3 protein-coding genes and 1 pseudogene are annotated in these 2,706 nt (G+C 51.0%); 1 reads left to right on the top strand and 3 read right to left on the bottom strand.

Annotated features, from left to right (window positions below; all coding sequences use genetic code 11):
- Together ACWA6V_RS20380 and trmJ are read right to left on the bottom strand one after the other, a co-directional pair.
- Window positions 1-387: Fe-S cluster assembly transcription factor (locus ACWA6V_RS20380; RefSeq protein ID WP_449524203.1), on the bottom strand; the 387-nt coding region annotated here is incomplete at its 3' end.
- 164 nt (window positions 388-551) lie between these two features.
- A complete protein-coding gene (gene trmJ, locus ACWA6V_RS20375) occupies window positions 552-1,379 on the bottom strand; it encodes a tRNA (cytosine(32)/uridine(32)-2'-O)-methyltransferase TrmJ (protein ID WP_449524202.1) in 828 nt (275 codons plus the stop codon).
- Between the two features lie 232 nt (window positions 1,380-1,611).
- Here trmJ and ACWA6V_RS20370 point away from each other — a divergent pair, with 232 nt between their 5' ends.
- Window positions 1,612-2,415: an inositol monophosphatase family protein gene (locus ACWA6V_RS20370; protein ID WP_310069766.1), complete on the top strand. Its 804-nt coding sequence runs from the start codon at window positions 1,612-1,614 to the stop codon at window positions 2,413-2,415.
- Window positions 2,416-2,483: 68 nt separating this feature from the next.
- Here the strand turns inward: ACWA6V_RS20370 and ACWA6V_RS20365 are convergent.
- A pseudogene (locus tag ACWA6V_RS20365) lies at window positions 2,484-2,706 on the bottom strand (TetR/AcrR family transcriptional regulator); the annotation flags it as partial.

The following is a 2,706-nucleotide window of genomic DNA, read 5'->3' as shown; positions in this document are numbered from 1 at the left end:
CAGATCAGCGAGGGTGATATCACTCAAAAACTGGTGGATTTGCGCACTTAAATCTTCCCATAGATGATGGGTTAAGCAGACTTCGCCTTCATGGCAGTTGCCCTTGCCTTCACAGCGGGTTGCATCAAGCGACTCACTAACTGCATCGACCACCTGAGCAATGGAAATATCGGTAGTACTGCCCATCAAGCGATAACCGCCACCTGGACCACGTACGCTTTTCACTAATTTAAAATGACGCAAACGCGCAAATAATTGCTCAAGATAAGAGAGGGATATGCCTTGGCGTGCGGAAATATCCGCCAGACTAACAGGCCCCTCATCGCAGTGGAGCGCCAAATCCAGCATGGCGGTCACGGCATAGCGGCCTTTGGTGGTAAGTCTCATAGCAGAGAAGCCTCGCTGCAAAATCCCGGTATTAATCTATTGTCGCGAGCGGGAAATAGCACTCAAGTCCAGACGCGACGCCAATTCCGAGTATTTTACTCAAGTATTCACTTTTTTCCAACGCCCAATCACAATAGCAACAAATATCGCCCGGATTACCCGGCCTATTCGGCCGGTTTATCGTCCTTTGTTAGCTCGCGCATAGACTCCAAACCCGGCGCCTTGCCAAATTTAGTCATCACCTTGCCGCTGTAATGGATGTAGTTTTGCACCGCTGTGAGCACTCCACGCAGGATATTCAGCTCCATCTGATCCATACGCACGCGGTTATAGAGGCGACGCAGGCGCGTCATGGTCTGCTTGGGATTATCGCGATCCAGGAAATTCAACTCGGCAAGGGTTTGCTCAAGATGCTCATAGTAGGTTTCCATCGCCTGGGCTTCTACCGGCGGCATATCCCACTGGTGCTGCGGCAAGGTATTGCCTTCAGCCGCTTGCAAATAGGCCATGCGTACTTCATAGGTGATGACCTGCACAGCCGTTGCGAGGTTAAGCGAGCTGTAATCCGGATTGGCCGGGATATGAACGTGGTAGTTGCATTTATGCAGTTCTTCGTTGGTCAAGCCGCGATCTTCACGCCCAAATACGATTGCCACTTCATGGCTCGCCGCTTCCGCCCACACATTTTCACCGCATTGGCGCGGGTCTAACAGCGGCCAGGGAATACGACGTTCACGGGCGCTGGTGCCAACCACCAGACTACAGCCCGCGATGGCCTCATCCAGTGTTTCAACCACAACGGCATCATCCAATACATCGGTAGCACCGGCCGAGCGCCACACCGCCTTGTCTGACGGATATTCTTGTGGTGCAACAAGATAAAGGCGCGACAGCCCCATATTTTTCATCGCCCGCGCCGCGCCGCCAATATTGCCGGGGTGGCTGGTATTGACCAAAACGATACGGATATTGGCAAAAGGCTGGGCTGACATAGGCAAATCTCGGTAACTAAGGGAATATGACGCAGGCGAAGCGATAAAAAGGCGCGCAGTATACAGTCACTTATCACTAGCCTCTAGTGATGACTTGCCGGTATACTGCGCGCCCTCGACGAGAGGCGCTTATGCCGCCTGCGGTCATGTTCTTTTACAATCCCTACCCCCTGAACAATCAGGTCTGCTGAATATCCATGCGATATCCAGTAGCCCATTTAATTGGTGCTTTATGGAACCCATGTTAACGATTGCCTTGCGCGCTGGTCGCAAAGCTGCCGAATTGATTGAACGCGCATTTGAGCGTGTTGATTTATTAACGATTGAAACCAAAAGCCGCAACGACTATGTCACTGAAGTCGATAAGGCCGCCGAAAAAGAAATTATTTACCACCTCCGTAAAGCCTACCCCGACCACAGTATTCGCGGTGAAGAAGGCGGGCATCAGCCCGGCAAAAACCCCGATTACGAATGGATTATCGACCCACTCGATGGCACAACCAATTTTATTCACGGGGTACCGCACTTCTCTATCTCCATCGCCTGCAAATACAAAGGCCAGATTGAGCACGCCGTTGTTATCGATCCCATCAAACGCGAAGAATTTACCGCTAGCCGTGGCCGTGGAGCTGCATTGAATGGCCGTCGTCTGCGCGTCTCTACCCGTCGCAACCTTGAAGGCGCACTGATTGGCACTGGCATCCCCTTTAGCGGTTATGCCCTCGAACATATCGGCCCTTACCTCGCGTGCGTGCAAGAAATTGCCGGACAAACCTCCGGTATTCGCCGTGCCGGTTCAGCTGCATTGGATTTGGCTTATGTAGCAGCTGGCCGCTTTGATGCTTTCTGGGAAATGAATTTAAACGAGTGGGATATCGCGGGTGGAATCTTGTTAGTAAAAGAAGCCGGCGGTTTGATCAGCGACTTTAATGGCGGTGCGGATTATTTGGAAACCGGTCACATTGTATGCGGCTCGCCCAAAGTATTTAAGCCGATCCTGCAGATCGTGCAAAAAAATCTGGGTCATCTGAAATAAGTTTTTTAGAAAACCCAAATGAAAAACGGCGAGCCAAGGCTCGCCGTTTTTCGTTCATCCAAACTGATTTAGCGTTCAGGATGCAACGCAATCGAATCCCAGCTCGCGCAGATAATGCGATCCAACATTTCATCATCAACGATAACAAACCCTTGCAGCGATTTGCGCGCAATTTCAAAATAGGGTTCAAACGCTAGCGAAAATAAAATTTCGTCTGGAAAGTTTTTCAGCATCTGCTGTTCGCGCCCGCGCAGGAAAAAAGTAAAGAGCGGCTCAAGCACCACCTTAGCT

This window comes from Cellvibrio sp. (assembly GCF_053579595.1).
This window is presented reverse-complemented; position numbering and strand designations above follow the sequence as displayed.

What these genes read in the sequence shown, in the direction of transcription:
- trmJ (WP_449524202.1), bottom strand. Translation starts at nt 1,379, where the DNA reads ATGTCAGCCCAGCCTTTTGCCAATATCCGTATCGTTTTGGTCAATACC.
- ACWA6V_RS20370 (WP_310069766.1), top strand. Translation starts at nt 1,612, where the DNA reads ATGGAACCCATGTTAACGATTGCCTTGCGCGCTGGTCGCAAAGCTGCC.